The 15,979-nt window shown below is 59.0% G+C and carries 17 protein-coding genes and 1 pseudogene; 13 read left to right on the top strand and 5 right to left on the bottom strand.

Annotated elements, in window-relative coordinates; all coding sequences use genetic code 11:
- Positions 1-1,053: pseudogene (locus tag QD357_RS26260) on the bottom strand (cache domain-containing protein); the annotation flags it as partial.
- A 366-nt stretch (positions 1,054-1,419) separates the two neighbouring features.
- Between QD357_RS26260 and QD357_RS26255 the strand changes: the two are divergent.
- The 5 genes from QD357_RS26255 to QD357_RS26235 all read left to right on the top strand — a co-directional run bounded on the left by QD357_RS26255 (position 1,420) and on the right by QD357_RS26235 (position 4,594).
- Positions 1,420-1,734, top strand: coding sequence for a DUF2282 domain-containing protein (locus QD357_RS26255; RefSeq protein ID WP_028751990.1), 315 nt, complete (start codon positions 1,420-1,422; stop codon positions 1,732-1,734).
- A gap of 33 nt (positions 1,735-1,767) precedes the next feature.
- A complete protein-coding gene (locus tag QD357_RS26250; protein WP_414125369.1) occupies positions 1,768-2,694 on the top strand; it encodes a DUF692 domain-containing protein in 927 nt (308 codons plus the stop codon).
- Positions 2,681-3,496 carry a DUF2063 domain-containing protein gene (locus QD357_RS26245; protein ID WP_183939756.1) on the top strand — a complete coding sequence of 272 codons (816 nt, stop codon included), beginning with the start codon at positions 2,681-2,683 and terminating at the stop codon, positions 3,494-3,496. The genes QD357_RS26250 and QD357_RS26245 overlap by 14 nt, the downstream gene beginning before the upstream one ends.
- Positions 3,480-4,034 carry a DoxX family protein gene (locus QD357_RS26240; RefSeq protein WP_183939758.1) on the top strand — a complete coding sequence of 185 codons (555 nt, stop codon included), beginning with the start codon at positions 3,480-3,482 and terminating at the stop codon, positions 4,032-4,034. Before QD357_RS26245 ends, QD357_RS26240 begins: the two co-directional genes overlap by 17 nt.
- Before the next feature lie 104 nt (positions 4,035-4,138).
- Positions 4,139-4,594, top strand: coding sequence for a thiol-disulfide oxidoreductase DCC family protein (locus QD357_RS26235; RefSeq protein ID WP_183939760.1), 456 nt, complete (start codon positions 4,139-4,141; stop codon positions 4,592-4,594).
- 23 nt (positions 4,595-4,617) lie between these two features.
- Here the strand turns inward: QD357_RS26235 and QD357_RS26230 are convergent, their stop codons facing one another.
- Positions 4,618-5,043 (bottom strand): hypothetical protein, encoded by a 426-nt coding sequence (locus tag QD357_RS26230; protein ID WP_183939763.1) that lies wholly within the window; start codon positions 5,041-5,043, stop codon positions 4,618-4,620.
- 489 nt (positions 5,044-5,532) lie between these two features.
- Between QD357_RS26230 and QD357_RS26225 the strand changes: the two genes are divergently transcribed.
- A complete protein-coding gene (locus tag QD357_RS26225) occupies positions 5,533-6,027 on the top strand; it encodes a hypothetical protein (RefSeq protein WP_183939765.1) in 495 nt (164 codons plus the stop codon).
- 96 nt (positions 6,028-6,123) lie between these two features.
- On the opposite strand, the gene QD357_RS26220 is transcribed toward QD357_RS26225, so the two are convergent.
- The gene (locus QD357_RS26220) at positions 6,124-6,771 is read right to left on the bottom strand and encodes a response regulator (RefSeq protein WP_183939766.1); all 648 of its coding nucleotides are present in this window, start codon (positions 6,769-6,771) and stop codon (positions 6,124-6,126) included.
- Complete coding sequence (locus QD357_RS26215) at positions 6,768-8,192, bottom strand: sensor histidine kinase (RefSeq protein ID WP_183939768.1); 1,425 nt, start codon at positions 8,190-8,192, stop codon at positions 6,768-6,770. The genes QD357_RS26220 and QD357_RS26215 overlap by 4 nt, the downstream gene beginning before the upstream one ends.
- A 306-nt stretch (positions 8,193-8,498) precedes the next feature.
- Here QD357_RS26215 and QD357_RS26210 point away from each other — a divergent pair, with 306 nt between their 5' ends.
- Positions 8,499-9,206, top strand: coding sequence for a hypothetical protein (locus QD357_RS26210; RefSeq protein ID WP_183939770.1), 708 nt, complete (start codon positions 8,499-8,501; stop codon positions 9,204-9,206).
- A 460-nt stretch (positions 9,207-9,666) separates the two neighbouring features.
- Positions 9,667-10,257 (top strand): sterol desaturase family protein, encoded by a 591-nt coding sequence (locus QD357_RS26205; protein WP_183939772.1) that lies wholly within the window; start codon positions 9,667-9,669, stop codon positions 10,255-10,257.
- Between the two features lie 67 nt (positions 10,258-10,324).
- Here QD357_RS26205 and hutC read toward each other — a convergent pair whose 3' ends face one another.
- Complete coding sequence (gene hutC, locus QD357_RS26200; RefSeq protein ID WP_104826450.1) at positions 10,325-11,080, bottom strand: histidine utilization repressor; 756 nt, start codon at positions 11,078-11,080, stop codon at positions 10,325-10,327.
- 195 nt (positions 11,081-11,275) lie between these two features.
- Here hutC and QD357_RS26195 point away from each other — a divergent pair, with 195 nt between their 5' ends.
- The 5 genes from QD357_RS26195 to QD357_RS26175 all read left to right on the top strand — a co-directional run bounded on the left by QD357_RS26195 (position 11,276) and on the right by QD357_RS26175 (position 15,974).
- Positions 11,276-12,121 carry a transporter substrate-binding domain-containing protein gene (locus QD357_RS26195; protein ID WP_028751980.1) on the top strand — a complete coding sequence of 282 codons (846 nt, stop codon included), beginning with the start codon at positions 11,276-11,278 and terminating at the stop codon, positions 12,119-12,121.
- Between the two features lie 114 nt (positions 12,122-12,235).
- Positions 12,236-12,958, top strand: coding sequence for an ABC transporter permease (locus QD357_RS26190; protein ID WP_183939776.1), 723 nt, complete (start codon positions 12,236-12,238; stop codon positions 12,956-12,958).
- Positions 12,959-12,967: 9 nt separating this feature from the next.
- Positions 12,968-13,672, top strand: coding sequence for an ABC transporter permease (locus QD357_RS26185; RefSeq protein ID WP_183939778.1), 705 nt, complete (start codon positions 12,968-12,970; stop codon positions 13,670-13,672).
- A gap of 32 nt (positions 13,673-13,704) precedes the next feature.
- Positions 13,705-14,481 carry an ABC transporter ATP-binding protein gene (locus QD357_RS26180; protein WP_414125368.1) on the top strand — a complete coding sequence of 259 codons (777 nt, stop codon included), beginning with the start codon at positions 13,705-13,707 and terminating at the stop codon, positions 14,479-14,481.
- The gene (locus QD357_RS26175; protein WP_183939781.1) at positions 14,478-15,974 is read left to right on the top strand and encodes an HAL/PAL/TAL family ammonia-lyase; all 1,497 of its coding nucleotides are present in this window, start codon (positions 14,478-14,480) and stop codon (positions 15,972-15,974) included. The genes QD357_RS26180 and QD357_RS26175 overlap by 4 nt, the downstream gene beginning before the upstream one ends.
- Positions 15,975-15,979: the final 5 nt, after the last annotated feature.

Here is a 15,979-nt window from a genome sequence, read left to right as displayed (position 1 = left end):
CCGATGTCATTGCCCTTGGCATTGACCCGGCCCATGGCGGCTTCCAGATGCGACAGCGCCTCGTTGAAGTTGTTGCGCAGGCCGGCATAGCCGATGCCGATATCGCCGCAGGGTCAGGTCGCCCGCGGCCAGCGCTTCGAGCGCCTGGCCAATGGTGGAAACGACACGCGCCTGTTCATGCGCCTCATCTTGCTGCTGACGCAGGTTCTGTTGGCGCTCGGCGTTGATCGCCTCTTCCTGCGCCGCCTGACGCGCGGCCATTGTATGGCGCTCGCGAATTTTTTTCTGGAGCGCCTGGGTGGCCTTGGCCATCAGGCCGATTTCGTTACGCATCTCGGCATGCGGGATCGCAACCCTGACATCCTCGTCGGCCACGGCCTTGAGGGCGGCGTGAACCTCGGTCAGGGGCTTCGAGATGCCGCGGATGACGACGAAGGCCGCGCCGAGTGCAGCGGCAAAGAGCACGAGGCTCGACCACAAGGTCATCCAGATCTTCTCGCGGACCAGCGCGTCCAGGTCGTCCATATAGACGCCGGTAATGACGACGACCTTCCAAGGTTCGAAGGCGCGGGCATAGGCGGTCTTGCGGTAAGTGGCGTCGGCGGTCGGCTGCCCGGGTTTGCTGGCATAGAAATCGGTAAGGCCGCCACCCTGCTGGCCGAGCTTGACCAGTTCCTCACGATAGTAGTGGCCCTTCGGATCGGGTTGTCCCTTCAGGCTTTTACCGACCTTCGACGCGTCATAGTGGAAGACCATGTTGATGTCGTAGTCGTAACCGAAGAGATAGCCGTCCGGGGTGTATCTGATGGCGTTGACGGCGGCAAAGGCCTGTGCCTTCGCCTGCTCTTCGGTCAGTTCGCCGGCCTTTTCCTGATCATAATAGAATTTCAGGACGGAGATGCCGGATTCGACCTGCGTGCGAAGCATTTCATAGCGTTCATTGTAAATGGAGTCCGCAGAAGAGCGGATTTGCAGATAGGTAGCCGCAGCGAAAGCGACCATAAGCCCGGTGACGAGCAATATAAGCTGACTTGAAATTTTCAGATTTTTTATGGCGCCTCGCAACAGGATAGATCAGTGAGCCCGGCGCGGTTTGATCCCGCCTGTGTGATCGCCCAGGTGCAACCAGGCGAATCTACTGCTGCTGAAAATGACATGCTGCTACCGGCGGGATTGAAAATGGCTTGATTTGGCTAAGAAAACTTTAATTCATCATTTCAATCGATCCTATGGCAGCTAATATTCGCTGAGCGGCCGCGGTCAATCTCAGTTCCTTCATGACGGCCACTCACGCTTGGCCCGATGCGTTGGCAATCACGCGTTCGTGACAATCTCGGCTGTAACGAATCTCCCTTCCCGAACGAGTATCTGACGTGCCCCGAAGACAGGGGCGTCAACGAACCCAAATGGAGATAGTTCATGTTGAAAGCTACTGTGAGTTCTGTCCTGCTCGCCGGTGCGGTTACGACGGCGCTTGCGTCCATGGCCGCCGCCGCACCGCTGACGAAGGCTGAAGCCAGTGCTGCCGTCGCGGCTCACAAGGAGAAGTGCTACGGTGTCGCACTGAAGGGCCAAAACGATTGTGCCGCCGGTCCGGGAACCACCTGCCAAGGTACGTCGACCGTCGATTTCCAGGGCAATTCCTGGAAGTTTGTGCAGGGCGGCACCTGCGCCTCGCTCGACATTCCCGGCGGCCGCCACGGCTCGTTGATGCCGCTCAAGCGCGACCTCTGATCGACCCAGCTATCGGAAAGCGGAGAAAACACGATGAACGCCCACAATCGAACCGTCGCGCCTGTCGGTAAAGCGAGTGCGGATCTCCGCTTTCCCTCCTATCCTGTTCACGGCTTGGCCGGCACGAGCTTCAAGCCGGAACATCTGTCGGCCATACTTGCCGAAAACGGACCACAAGGGTTTTTCGAAATTCATGCCGAGAACTACATGGGCGCCGGCGGCCCTCCTCATCACGCGCTCGAACTCGTGCGCCGGGATCATCCGATCTCGCTCCATGGCGTTTGCATGTCCCTCGGTGGGCCGCAACCGCTGAACAAGGACCATCTGCGGCGTTTTCGCGAGCTGGTGATCAGATATGAGCCCGCGCTCGTATCCGAGCACCTGGCATGGTCGACCCACGAGAACACCTATCTGAACGATCTGCTGCCCCTGCCTTATACGAGTGCCACGCTCATGCATGTCTGCGATCACATCGACGAGATGCAGACGGCGATCGGACGTCCCATTCTGCTGGAAAATCCATCGACTTACGTACTTTTCGCCGAATCCTCGATGAGCGAAACGGATTTCATGGGCGAGATTGCAAAGCGGACTGGTTGCGGTCTTTTGCTCGACATCAACAATGTCTTTGTTTCGGCCACGAACCACGGCTATTCCGCGCTGGACTATCTTGCTGACTTTCCCTTGACGAAAGTCGGTGAAATCCATCTCGCAGGCCATGCGGAGCAGACGGATGATGAGGGCGAGCAGCTGCTGATCGACAGTCACGATGGACCTGTCGCGGACGCGGTCTGGCGTCTCTACGAGATCGTCATCGGCCACTGCGGCGGGGTTCCCTCGCTGGTCGAATGGGACAGCAAAATCCCCGATTGGCCGGTCTTGCGCGCCGAGGCGGTCGCAGCGCAGGCAATCCTCGATCGGCAATCACAGACGGTAGGAAAATCTCATGCGGCCCGCTGACGTCCTGTCCATCGGGCGCGGCGACCCGTCATTCGCTTCGAGTTTTTCCAAACCGCTGCTGGATCCCGAACAGCAAACGCCGGCTTCGGTGGTCGGCCCGCATGGGAAGGCCGCCGACAAGCGCTACAACGTCTACCGCAACAACGTCACCGTAAGCCTGATCGAGGCGCTGGCCGCGATTTTTCCCGCGACCCAGCGCATAACGGGACCGGATTTCTTTCGGGCGATGGCGCGATTTCACATTCGAGAGACGCCGCCGACGTCACCGCTTTTGTTCGAATATGGCCACGACTTCCCCGCTTTTATCGATGCCTACGAATATGCCCAGTCGATGCCTTGGTTGGGCGATGTCGCGCGCTTGGAGCGAGCCTGGTTGGATGCCTACCATGCGACCGATTGCCCGGTTATTTCGGCAGATGATCTCGCGTGCGTAGCGTCGGGGGCGTTGCCCGAACTTCGGTTTCGCGTCCATCCGGCGACGAGAATTCTCTCCTCCAGATTTCCGGCCGTGATGATCTTTGCCGCCAACCGCGGCTCCGATCCGGTGGAGCGCATCGAGCATATCGTTCCCGAGGACGCGTTGATCACGCGGCCGGAACTTGAGGTCGTGGTCCGCTTGCTGCCGCCCGGGGGAGCGGCATTCCTCCTCTGCCTTGCCGATGGCGGCGCTCTCGGGGCGGCTGCGGCTACGGCGCTGGACGTCAATTCCGCCTTCGATCTTGCAGGCATGGTCACAGAGATGATCGAGGCCGGCGCTTTTACTGAAGTTTACGTGGAGAATTCCCATGTCGAAAACGATTGAAACTGCAGCCGTGAACAAGCCGTTTGCGTCGATCGTTGGATTGGTCGAAAAGGCAAGCTGGCTGATACAGATGATCGCGCAGCCATCCCTAGTGCAACTCGTCCTGCGTGTCGGGCTGGCGGTGCCATTTTGGCGTTCCGGCATTCTCAAATGGGATGGGTTTCTGCAGTTGAGCGATACGGCCGTCGAGCTCTTCACGGACGAATTCATGCTGCATCTTCCGGGCGGGCCATACCCCTATCCCGCGCCAGCGGTGATGGCATTCCTGTCTGGTTCCGGGGAGGTCGTATTTTCGACGCTTCTGGTGCTCGGCCTTGCCACGCGCTTTGCCGCGACTGGTCTTCTCGCGATGACGGCTATCGTGGAACTGACCGTTCCCGATGGATGGCCCGTTCATATCACCTGGGCGGCGATGGCGCTCGGCATCATGGCCTGGGGACCGGGACGTTTGTCCTTGGATTATCTTGTCCGGCGATTTTTGGGGTTGGATGCACCTCTCCGGACGATCTCGCCCGCAGAAAGTGGTCATGGGACTTGAGGTACCAGGTCTTGCCGAAATGACGTGCGCTTGATGATTGCGACAGCTTTCACTTGACGCAAAAGGTAACGCGACGTTCATTGTGCTTCGGAGATACGTTGCCGATGACCGAATTTGCCTCATACAGTTTCAGAAATGACCCGAACGTGCCGCCTCACGATCAAGACAAGGGTCTTATCGTTTTCGACCACGAGTGCATTTTCTGTTCATCGTTCATCCGCTTTATCTTCGCGCACGACCCTTCCGGCCGCTTCCTGTTCACGGCCGCACAGTCTCCGCTCGGGCAGGCGCTTTATCGGCACTACGGCCTCGATCCGACGGATTTTTCGACCAACTTGTTGATCGTAGACGGCGTCCTGCACACGAAGATGGACTCGTTTGCCACAGCTATGCGGTGCCTCGGTTTTCCTTGGAGCCTGCTTGCGGTGGTGAATGTTTTGCCGCGACGGCTGGCCAACGCGGCTTACGATCTGATCGCTAAGAACAGATACCGCCTTTTCGGCAGAAACGAGACCTGCCTTGTGCCATCCAAGGAGTTGCGGGCGCGCGTCATCGAATAGCGGTCTTGCCGCCCGCGATGAGGCTACAGCGACGCTTGTCCGAAAGGATTTCTGTCGATGGTTATCGGCTGAGACGCTGCGGCGGGATGCATTGGGGTCACGGATGCATCAACAACGCGCAAAGCCGGAGAGCAATGTTGCAGTTCGATGGCGAGAAGCGCTACGGCGTCCGCCAGAACTTTCTCCGCATTGGTAAATGCGAGTGCCGAACCTGCCTCTCTCGCAAGGCCATATGTTTCGGCAGATGCCATAACGCGCTCAAAGAGGTAATGGCATTCAGGGGTCGCCTGGACAAAGCTTAGGGAGATACGGAGATTCATCGCCACCTGAAGGACGAAAGCGGCGGCTGAAAAATCGGCAATCGCGCCGGGTGGCTTCGCCTGATCCAGGTACATCTTCCACTGCGCTTCCATTTTCATGCCTTTCATATCGGGCCAGGTCGAAATCAATCAGAACAGCCGGCGGTAGTTTCTATGCCGGCTCTGTCCGAGACCATTGCGTGGCGCCACGCGTACTCCCCGTCGCTGCGATGACTGTGATCAAAACAAGTGAGTCGGCGAACGTGCCTGCGAGAGCTTCCCCATTTCCATCCCCGTCTGCAGTCGGACGTGACGAAAGACGTTTTCCCCCATGCCTTCGCCCGGCGTGCCGACTAGCTTCCAGGTAGTAGTAAGGGCAGGGCGGGCGCTCTTTCAATGGCGCTCGTTGTGATTGAGGCTTCAGTCGATTCGGCCCTGCGACCTTCGTCCGATGGCGAGCAGGACCAAGGTCTTAGCCGAAATTGCAAAAGTCCAAGATTTGCGTTTTTGCCGAGACTATGGTTGACGGCTCCCTCACAGAAACGATCTGATGTGTCGTGGTGAAGGCTGTTTTCAATCTGGTGGCTGAACGGTCTATTTCGCGCAGTGTCGATTCCCTAAACGTGTAGGAGGCCAGCTATGTCTTTTCGCGGAAAGTCGATCGCCGTTCTTCTCGGCGTTTCGTTTACGCTGGCGCTTGTCGCGACGCCTTACACCGTCGCGATTCGTGGATCTTCCATCGGACTTGTCGCGCAAACTGCCGATGCAAAAAGCGGCGGTAATGGCAATGGCGGAGGCAATGGCAACGGCGGGGGTAACGGCAACGGCGGCGGTAATGGCAACGGCAACGGCGGCGGGAACGGTAACAGCGGCGGCAATAGCGGGAATGGCGGCAGCAATGGCAATGCCGGTGGAAATAGCAATGGCAAAGCCAACGGAAAGAGTGCCACACAAAGCGACACGGACGACTCAGCAGATGCGAACGATGCATCGATGGCAGTGCATCACGACGACGGCATGAGTGAAGAAATAGCAAATGGTCGTTATGTCATGAAGGATTCGAAGGGGCGCACGATCATCAATCGCAGTGCGACCACGGCCGATCAGCAAAGGCTGCGGTCTTTCCTCCACTAGAACATCCGGCTTTCAGGTCACCCTGCAAGCGGAAAAGATGGCTTAAATTCAAAGAATTAGAATGACCTTTGTGCGTTCAAATGAACGCACGGCGCTCTAACCACGCTCGTCAAGCGCATCCCGAAAAGCCATCGCAGCCTCTGTTCGGTTTGCAACGCCCAGTTTCGCGAAAATCTGCGTCATATGATGCTTGACCGTCTTCTCGTGAAGATCGAGCTTCAGGCCGATGTGCTTGTTGCTCAATCCGGATGCGACGAGCTGAAGGACCTCGCTTTCCCGGCCCGTCAGATCGCGAAGAAGATCCGCTTTTCGCAAGGAGGCATTACCGTCGCCAGAGATCAGGCGAGCGGAAAGAGTAGGGGCGACATAGCTTTCTCCCGAGGCAACCGTGCGAAGGATATCTGCCAGCGATCGCGAGCCTACACCCTTCAGCACATATCCCTTCGCCCCGTTTTTCAGAGCTGCCGTCACATCGTCGCTGGCCTCGGAAACCGTCAGCATCACGACCTTCTGATCGGGCGCCCGTTCGAGAATCAACGATAGTGCGTCCAGGCCACCACCAGGCATGGAGATATCCAACAACAAGACGTCCGGACGCTCGTCTTCGGCTATTCGAATCGCATCTTCCCTTGTGCTGCCTTCGCCAACGATCGCAAAGCCCCCGATCTCGGCAAGGCTGCGGATGACCCCTTCGCGGAACAACGGATGATCATCGACCACCGCGAGACTGATTGCCATCGTCATACCTGCTCCATTTCCATTGCGTTCAGCGACATTTGAACCACGGTGCCGTTTTCGGAAGACCTCAATTCGAAAACGCCGCCGAGACTTTCTACCCGTTCTCTCAGTCCAGCCAAACCGATACTGCTTGGCGGTATATAGGCTGGATCGAAGCCGGGTCCCTCGTCCGATACTGCGATCTTGATCTGCTCGCCGTCGATTGTTTGTTTCACTTGCTGTGCTGCGCCTTCACCGTGACGGTAGCCGTTGTTCAGCGCTTCTTGAATGAAGCGGTATATACATATCTTGGCAGATGTCGAAAGCTCTTGTGTCGTGCCGGAAACAGATAAGCGGACCGTGACGCCGGTTCGTTGCTCATGGGCGCGGACGGCGCGCTGCAATAGTTCGGTCAGGTTTGCCGACTCGATATGCGGCAGCACCAGCCCGCTGCAGATGCTTCTGATGTCCGCCATCGCATCGTCCAAGCTTGATTTGATGGCCGCAAGCGACCGCTCTCGTTCCTGCGCCGGCGTGGCCGGATGAACCAGGGCTTCGCTGTCCAATCGCAGTGACGCATAGGCAATGAGCTGGGCGGGCCCGTCATGCAGATCGGCGCCGATGCGCCGGAGATAGCTCTCGTTGAGGGCGGCGGCGCGTTGAGAAGCTCTTTGAACGCGGGCGTGCAAAATTTCGTTCTGCTGTAGAAGCGACGATAGCTCGCCGATGCGCGCTTTCAATGCGCTGCGCTGGCTTTCAATCGTTCGGCTGCCGCGAAGGACGATAATGGAAAGAACGAGGAAGAACGTCAGCGTGAACAAGGCAACAGCCATCCAGCTTCTGAATCGCGCCTGGTTCAGGCTCCGCTCGAAGTCGTACGCGACCTCATAAAATTCGGAAACGGCCACGACCTTGCCCGACCAGGGTTGGAGGACCGGGTTGTAGATCTCCAGAAGCGGCTTACCGCTGTTGCGCTCGGCGACGCTTTCGACATCGTCGAGTTGATTGAACTGCGCCACCATCTTGCCGGCAAATGCTGTCTTCAGATCATTGCTGAGCGGGAACTGCTTGCCCATGAGGTTTTTGTCGTTGGAATAAAGAATGGTGCCGTCATTGCGCCAGAGGCGAAAGGACATGAGGCGGCTGCCAAGCGCACCTTCTCCGAGCGTTTCGTCGAGGGCGTGCGTCACCGTATCGTCCAGAACCACCGTCTTCTGCATATCCGGAAGCAGGGGGGCAATGACGCTATCGACATAAAGCGCTGTGCTGGCAGCGGAGTTGCGCGTGACGGCCTCCTCGATGAGGTTGGTGACGAAGGCGCCCACGACGAGCATCGCGCAGGCGGACACCAAACCGCCGATCAGGAGAAATTGTTTCGCCAGTGATTGAGAATTCCAGCCGGCGATTAAACGAACCGGGGACAGCATTGATTTGAGGCTCGTCTGCATGTCTGGCTACTTTCAGCGATCACCACTCAATACCGCATACCTATCGTAGCCAGGCCGCGCGTCAAATGGCTGTTGGTTCATCTCACCGGCAGGTCTGAGGATTGACGCACCTCAAGCCGCTTTGAAACCGATGAGACTTTTGGCGACCAGCGATAAGTCTAAGGTCCGACCGCCGGTCGCATTGGTCTGACCCGAGTGGAAACTTTCTTTTCCAGCAATATTGTGGCGAGCAGCATCATTGTTCGTCCTGCGTCGCGGTCGCATGGCACCGGAAGGGCGCAGGTCTGGAATGAAAGGAAGAGGCACATGAAATTCGGATCAGTCTTCGGAACGACAATGGTCGCCCTGACGCTGGCGGTCGCTCCGGTCGGTGGCGCTGCTCTGGGTCTGGCAGGCATCGCTTATGCCAAGGGCGGCAACGGAAACGGCGGCGGAAATGGAAATGGCAACGGTGGCGGCAATGGAAACGGCAATAGTGGGAGCCACGGCAGCGCCAATTCTAGTCATGCCAAGTCGTCTGACGACACAAATTCAACCAGCACTGATGTGGACGGAGACACGGATACCGATGTCGGCCACGCCAAGCATACGAATCACATCTCGAAGTCCGCGGCTGCTAATGAGAAGCTTGAGAAGCACAGCGTAACCAAGGTCAAAACGCAGGCGTCAGAGCTTGGTAGCCTCAATTCCCTCAAGAGGAACTATCACGCCTATATGAATTCCAAGGATCCGAAGATGGCGGCTATCAGAGCCTACGTCATGGATTATGCCGAGTTCGAACTCAAGAATGGAATCAATGCCGTCCCAACGGACCCGGCCCTCAGCGACGAAGCGCTTCGTTCGGCTCTGGCTCAGTCTTCGAAGACCGGCGTTGTAACCGACCAAACGCTGGCCGAGGCTAAGGACATCCTGGGCGTCGGCCCCGCCGTTGGAAAGATCGATCAGGTTCGCGATGCGCTGGAAAGGTCGACTGTTGCGCCATCCGACGACGACGCAACAGACCCCGCTGATTGATCGATAGTTGCAGCGGGTGTGAAAAGGCCCCCCCAACCGGAAGCACCCGCTGCTACGAGCGACCAACACGCCGCCAATCGTGTTGGTCGCTGTTTTATTGCCTGATGTAGCCGATATTGCCTGAGCTTGGCGCTACGTCACTTGCCTGTCATTTTTTTAAGACACATCTTGTTCGGCATGCTTCTACGCTCGTTCGCGATTGGCCGGTTTAAGGACCGGCATTTTGCGCTGCGAAATGGAGGGGATGTGGTTTTCGCCATGTGCGAACCGCTTCGTCTCGGCCTTGAAGCGGCCTGCACATAGGGCTGAATCCCGCTCATGTGTAAATATTGAAGTGCTTTCGCCTCTTCGCGCGTTTCTCAAACATGCGTCGACAGAGGCATATGAATCGTTTCTGCCTGTAGAGAATGAAGAAGAATCTTATGACGAATCTTCGCAGTCAATGCAGCGAGCACGCCATATGAGGCGCTCACTTTCGCGAAAACCAAATGCGATCGCTTATTATGCGGATTTTGTCGTCTACCCGATCACCGCTGTCGGACTGAGCGCCGCCTATTTTCTTTGGGGCTATGATGGCCGGCCCTTGCTCTGGCTTGCCGCCATCGCAACCGGCGCAGCCGCATGGACGCTGGTGGAATACCTCATTCATCGCTTCGTGCTGCACCATGTCGTCTATGTACGCGACATGCATATTCACCATCACCACGCGCCGACCGAGTTGATCGATACGCCGATCTGGCTCAGCCTGTCTTTCATGGTCGCGGGTGTATTGTTGCCGTCTTGGTGGGCCTTCGGCTTTGGCGTGGCATCAGGCTTCACCGTCGGTATGACGCTTGGCTATCTCACCTACGGAACAATGCATCACGCGATGCACCACTGGCGGATTCCGCACGGCACCTATCTCTACCGTGCCAAGCGCTGGCATGCGCAGCACCATGCCTCCACCGACGAGGGGAATTACGGTGTTTCGTCGCTTTTCTGGGATCACGTTTTTGGTACGGTGCTGCCGGACCCGGCGATGAAGAGCAAAAAGAGGCGCGAAGGTGGCTGAGTGCGGCCGCTTCAAAGTGCTCATAATTTAAGCGCATTATGTTCCATATACAAGTTGGTCGATCTTTTCATTCCTCGAACATCTTGCCGCTACGCGCTTCGAGCCGATACCGGTGTCCGGGATAGACGAGGCGGGCGATGGAGACCACTTGTCGTGCCGACCATGTACGCCGGCGGATCGCCAGGCAAGGTTCGGTCTTCAAGACGGTCAGGAGCTTGCATTCCCAGGGCTGCGGCATTGCTGCCTCGACGATGTGCTCCGAGCCGCTGAGCGGGGCCGCAGCCGTCAGATAAGCATTCGGCGTCAGCGTCGTGAAATCCTGCTCGAGATATTCGGGCGCTGCTTCCGGGTGAACGAAACGGTCCTCGATCTGCACAGGAACGCCGTTTTCGCTGTGGACGATCAGCGAGTGGAAAACCGCCGCGCCGATCTCCAGCTCCAGAGCGTCCGCAACCTCGGGAGAGGCCGTTTCGCGGGCCAAAACGACGACGGAAGCCTCATGAACATGGCCGCGCTCGGCGATCTCATCGGCGATGTTGCGCACCTCGAACAGCGCCGAATAGCCTTTGCGCTCGGCAACGAAGGAGCCCACACCCTGGATGCGGACAAGTTCGCCTTCATTGGCAAGCTCTCGCAGTGCCCGGTTGGCGGTCATCTTGCTGACGCCGAGTTCCACGACCAGCTCGTTTTCCGAGGGAACGCGATGCTTCGGCGGCCACTCGCCGCTGTGGATCCGATCAAGGATCATCTGCTTGACGCCGGCATAAAGCGGGCCGGAGTCGTTTTCGGCCAGCTCACGTTTCCGATCGGTAGCGCGTTTCATTGCCTAATCCTTGTGCAGTCGCGAATTTCGCTTTGTAAATCGACTTGGCACTTGCATAACACAAAATATCACATATGGTACCCTATACAACTATCCGATCGATGTGACCAGCAAATGCAGGTCGCCGACCCGGCAAGCCGGCGAAGACTGGCGTAAACAGAAATTGGCTATTTCGATCTCAAGAGGAGAACATCGATGAAGATTAGACATGCCCTTCTTTCCAGCGCCCTGGCGCTTGCCGTTCTCGCCGGCCCTGCAGCTCAGGCGAAGGACTGGAAAACCGTTACCATCACGCTCGAAGGCGCTTATGCGCCATGGAACCTGACCAACTCCGACGGTACGCTCGGCGGCTTCGAGCCGGAACTGGCCAAGGTGCTGTGCGAGCGAGCCAAGGTCGACTGCAAGCTGGTGGCGTCCGATTGGGATGGCATGATCCCGGCTCTGAACGCTGGCAAGTTCGATGTGATCATGGATGCGCTGTCGATCACCGATGAGCGCAAGCAGGTCATCGATTTCACCGTTCCTTACGCTGCGACCCCGGCTGCTTTCGCGACCGCGAAGGATAGCCCGCTGGCCAACGCAGCCGGCACCGGCGCAACCGTCAAGATGACGCCCGGCCAGACCGGCGTTAAGGAGATCGACGCGCTGAAGGCAGCCTTCAAGGGCAAGACCATCGGCATCCAGGCCGCTACCGTTTACGCCAAGTTCATTTACGACAACTTCGGCGACGTCGCGACGATCCGCGAGTACAAGACCGGCGCCGATCGTGACCTCGATCTGCAGAATGGCCGTATCGATCTCGGCTTCGACGACGCCGTCTATTTCCAGACAGCTTTCGATGCCGCCAACGGGGCGCTCGCCTTCACGGGGCCGCAAGTCGCCGGCCCGATCTGGGGCGTCGGCGAAGGCCTCGGCGTCCGCAAGTCCGACACGGACCTTCGCGACATGTTCAGCGCGGCAATCAAGTCGGCACTGGCCGACGGCACCGTGAAGAACCTCTCGATGAAGTGGTTCAAGACGGACGTCTCGCCGCAGGAATGATCGTTCGCCGGCGCTTCCATCGGGGGGCGCCGGCTTTCGGCTTCAATGCCGCTTCCCGCATGTTATGTTTGACTAATCAAGAAAACAGACCGCTCGGTACGGGGAACGAACGAGATGGCGATATTGCAATTGATCGGTTTCGGCTCGACCGGCTGGGGCGCTCTGCTTCTGCTCGGAGCGCTGATGACGCTGTGCGTCACTGCGGTCGCATTGGCGATCGGCGCTGTCTTCGGCGCCATCATCGCGGCGGCGAAGCTCTCCGGCAATCTCATCCTGAAGACGCTTGGAAACGTCTATACAACCGTTTTTCGCGGCGTGCCGGAACTGCTCATCATCTATCTGATCTATTTCGGCGGATCGAGCGCGATCACCAGCATCGGCAAATCCCTCGGCTATGAGGGGTTTCTCGGCATGCCGTCCTTTGCGGCCGGTGCCCTTGCCGTCGGCATCATCTCCGGCGCCTATCAGGCGGAGGTGTTCCGCGGCGCCTATCTCGCTGTTTCCAAGGGCGAGCTTGAAGCGGCCTCGGCCATCGGAATGCATGGAGGCCTGAGGTTCCGGCGGATCATCATGCCGCAGGTGCTGCGCTACGCTATTCCCGGCATGGGCAATGTCTGGCAGTTGAGCCTTAAGGATTCCGCGCTGATTTCGGTCACCGGCCTTGCCGAGCTGATGCGGACCAGCCAGGTCGCCGCCGGATCGACACGGCAATATTTCCTGTTCTTCATCGTGGGCGGCGCGCTCTATCTCATCCTGACGAGCCTGTCGGATCGCATCTTCAACGGCGCCGAACGGCGCGCCAATCGCAGCATGCCCTCTGCAATGGGCCAGGCCTGAGGATCGGTCATGGATTTCGCTTTTCTCGGACAGACCATGCTCACGCTGCTCGAAGCTCTGCCGACGACGCTGGCGCTGTTTTTCCTGTCGATCGCCATCGGCGGCGTTCTCGCAATCCTGATCGTCTGGATGCGGGTCGGCGGCAATCCGATCTTCACCGCCATCGCCAAGGGCTACATCTTCATCTTCCGCGGCTCGCCGCTGCTCATCCAGATGTTCCTGATCTTTTACGGGCTCGCCCAGTTCGGATTCATCCGCTATGGGCCTCTCTGGCCGCTGCTGCGTGAGCCTTTCGTCTGCGCCGTCCTATCACTTGCGCTCTGCACCGGCGGTTATACTGCGGAGATCTTCCGTGGCGGCATTCGCGCCGTCTCCCCGCGTGAGATCGAGGCGGCGCGTTCGATCGGCATGTCCGGTTTCCTGCTCGTGCGGCGCGTCCTGGCGCCCATCGCCTTCCGTCACGCATTGCCTGCCTATTCGACCGAAATCGTACTGATGATGAAGTCGACGGCGCTCGCAAGTCTCGTCACCGTCTGGGAAGTGACCGGCGTTGCCCAGCGGCTGATCTCGCATACCTACCGCACGATGGAAGTCTTCCTCTGCGCGGCCGCCATCTATCTCATCTTGAATTTCATCATTCTGCAGGCGCTCGGCCTGCTGGAATATCGTCTGTCCCGCCATCGTCGCGCCGTTCCGGCGGCGCTGAAGGCGTGAGGCAACTGGCCTAGATCTGGATTGGAGAGATCATGCCCGGCGTCACCCGACTTTCGGTCCGTAATATCCGCAAGAGCTTCGGCACGCACGAGGTTTTGCGCGGCATTTCCCTCGATGCTCAGGATGGCGACGTCATCTCGCTGCTTGGCGCCTCCGGCTCGGGCAAATCCACCTTTCTGCGCTGCATCAACCTCTTGGAGACCGCCACGGATGGCGAAATCTGGGTTGATGGCGAGCAGATCCGCATGGTGCACAAGGGCGGCAAAACTAAGCCGGCGAGCCAGAAGCAGGTGGATCATATCCGCTCCGAGCTCGGCATGGTGTTCCAGTCGTTCAATCTTTGGTCCCACATGACAATCCTGCAGAATGTCATCGAGGGGCCGGTGCATGTGCTGAGGCGGCCGCGGGCCGAGTGCATCGCCGAAGCCGAAGTGCTGCTCGAAAAGGTTGGCATTGCCGATAAGCGTCATGCCTATCCGGCGCTTCTGTCCGGCGGCCAGCAGCAGCGCGCGGCGATTGCCCGTTCGCTCGCCATGAAGCCGAAAGTCATGCTCTTCGACGAGCCGACCTCGGCGCTCGATCCAGAGCTTGTCGGCGAAGTGCTGCGCGTCATGCGTTCGCTGGCGGAAGAGGGCATGACCATGCTTGTCGTCACGCATGAGATGAGCTTTGCCCGCAATGTCTCCAACCGCGTCGTCTTCATGCGCGAGGGCCTGATCGAAAGCAGCGGCCCGCCGCAGGAGATGTTCGGCAGTGGTGCCTCGCCGGCTTTCCGCCAGTTTATCGGACATTTCGGAACGCCGTCATGACCATCATGCTTCGAACGGTGCTGAGCTGGCGCGATGTCGCCAGCGTGGCAGATGGCGCGCCTTTATCACTCGCACCAGCCGTCCGGGAACGCATCGCCTATGCCAGCCGGATCGTCGAACGCATCGTGGAGACCGGCGTACGCGCCTACGGTGTCAACACCGGGGTCGGCGCGCTGTCGGATACGGTGGTCGATCGTGAATCCCAGAGCCGTTTGTCGCGCAATATCATCTTGAGCCACGCCTCTGGAGTCGGGGAGCTGCTGGCGCCGCGCGAGGTGCGTGCCATCATCGCCGCCCAGATCGCCAATTTCGCCCATGGCCATTCGGGCGTGAGGCCGGAAATCGTCAGTCATCTCTCGACCTTTCTCGAAAAGGACTGCATCCCCGACGTGCCCTCGAAAGGTTCGGCCGGCTATCTCACGCACAATGCTCACATCGCGCTGGTGCTGATCGGTGAGGGCAGCGCCAGGGTCGCAGGTAAGGCGATGTCCGGACGTGAAGCCTTGGCCGCGATCGGTCTTGAACCGCTCGTACTCGGCGCGAAGGAAGGGCTGAGCCTCGTCAACGGCACAGCCTGCGCGACCGGTCTTTCCAGCGTGGCGCTGGCTCGTGCCGAACGCCTGCTTGCCTGGGCCGATGCCGTCGCGGCATTGACGCTGGAGGCAGCCGGTTGCCAGGTGGCTGCATTCGATGAAGCCGTTCTCGCGCTGCGTCACTCCAAGGGCATTGCCGCAGTCGGTGTTTCCTTGCGCGCCCGGCTGCAGGGCAGCGGGGTCATCGCAGCGGCATTGGGCCGGCGTACACAGGATGCTCTCAGCCTGCGCGCCATTCCGCATGCTCACGGCGCGGCGCGCGATGTCTTCGATAATTCCGCACGCATTGTCGATCAGGAGCTTGCCTCCGTCACCGACAATCCGGCGGTTTCCGGCACGCCGGAGAATCCCGTAGTTTCCTCGGAAGCCCATGCGGTTGCCCCGGCGCTCGGCCAAGCCGCCGACAGCCTTGCCATCGCGCTCGCCCAGATCGCGGCGATGAGCGAGCGGCGCATGGACCGGCTGGTCAATCCGCTGGTCAGCGGTCTGCCGCCCTTCCTCGCAAGCGATGCCGGCAGCAATTCCGGTTTCATGATCGCGCAATATACCGCCGCAGCCCTTGCCAACGAGAACCGCCGATTGGCGGCACCCGCCAGTACCGATGGCGGACTGACCTCCGGCCTACAGGAGGATTTCCTCGCGCATCCGACGGCGGCGGCAAACAAGCTGCTCGCAGTGATCGACAATGCCGAATATATCCTTGCGATCGAACTGATGGCAGCAGCGCAGGCGCATGACTTCCTCAGTGCCGCGGGAGGCCGCGCCGCCGGCACCGACGCGATCTACGAGATGGTGCGAGCCCGCGTTCTGCATTATGGCGACGACCGGCCCTTGAGCGGCGACATGGAAGCCTTGCGAAATCTCATTCGAGAGACGTTGCCGCCGGATTTTGCCAAATAGGATAG

It is taken from the genome of Rhizobium sp. BR 317, from assembly GCF_047445835.1.
Taxonomy (GTDB): Bacteria; Pseudomonadota; Alphaproteobacteria; order Rhizobiales; family Rhizobiaceae; genus Rhizobium; species Rhizobium paranaense.
The sequence above is the reverse complement of the archived record's forward strand: the minus strand, read 5'-3'. Positions and strand labels throughout refer to the sequence as shown.